At 43.4% G+C, this 777-nt stretch carries 1 protein-coding gene; it reads right to left on the bottom strand.

Features of this window, described 5'->3' with window-relative positions; all coding sequences use genetic code 11:
* Window positions 1–231: 231 nt before the first annotated feature.
* A complete protein-coding gene (locus tag A3763_RS02275; RefSeq protein ID WP_068514515.1) occupies window positions 232–726 on the bottom strand; it encodes a peptidylprolyl isomerase in 495 nt (164 codons plus the stop codon).
* Between the last annotated feature and the right edge of the window lie 51 nt (window positions 727–777).

Genomic DNA, 777 nt, shown 5'->3' with positions numbered 1-777 from the left:
ATATCGTTAGTCATGCGCTTACCTAGAACCAAGCCAAAGCTATAGCTAACTTTTTGATCTTGAGTATCAAGAGACTTTAGAGGTTCAGCAGCATAGCTGAGAGTAGAAGCACCTATTAGAGCTAGGCCTAGAAGCGTTTTTTTCATGTTCATTTCCTGAAGAAGCCATTCTAAAAACGCTCACGTTACTTGTTTTTTGGTGAAATCTCTATGCTTGCAACATTAGCACTTGTTAATGGTGGTGACCACCAACACCATGAGCATGCCCGTGAGCCAACTCATCTTCTGTTGCTTCCCTGACGCTCTGAATTTCAATATCGAAACTCAAAACCTGCCCGGCCAAAGGGTGATTCGTGTCCACATCGACATTAAACTTTCCTGCCTTTAATACCACAACCTGCCTTGGACCTTCTTCGGTATTAATCGAAACCACCATACCAGGCTTCAACTTGGAATTTTGCTTTTTATCGCCCACTAGGTGCTTAATTGGTACGCGCTGAACAGCTTCTTCTTTACGCAGGCCATAGCCGTCTTGAGGTTCAACCGTCACAGTCAAAACATCTTCTGCCGACTGACCTTCCAGGCCTTTTTCCAAACCAGAAATAATATTTCCATGGCCATGCAAATAAGCAACCGGGTCTTCTCCATGAGAGGTCTCCAGCTCACTGCCTTGCTCATTCGATAGTCTATAATGAAAGGTTACCACTTTATCTTTGCTAATTTGCATCTGAAGTCTCGTTTATCAATAGTAAAAGACACATTATCCCGCGTTGGTAGA

It is taken from the genome of Oleiphilus sp. HI0128 (genome assembly GCF_001635365.1).
The sequence above is the reverse complement of the archived record's forward strand: the minus strand, read 5'-3'. Positions and strand labels throughout refer to the sequence as shown.

Coding starts and splice junctions, on each gene's coding strand:
- A3763_RS02275 (WP_068514515.1), bottom strand. CDS start 726: ATGCAAATTAGCAAAGATAAAGTGGTAACCTTTCATTATAGACTATCG.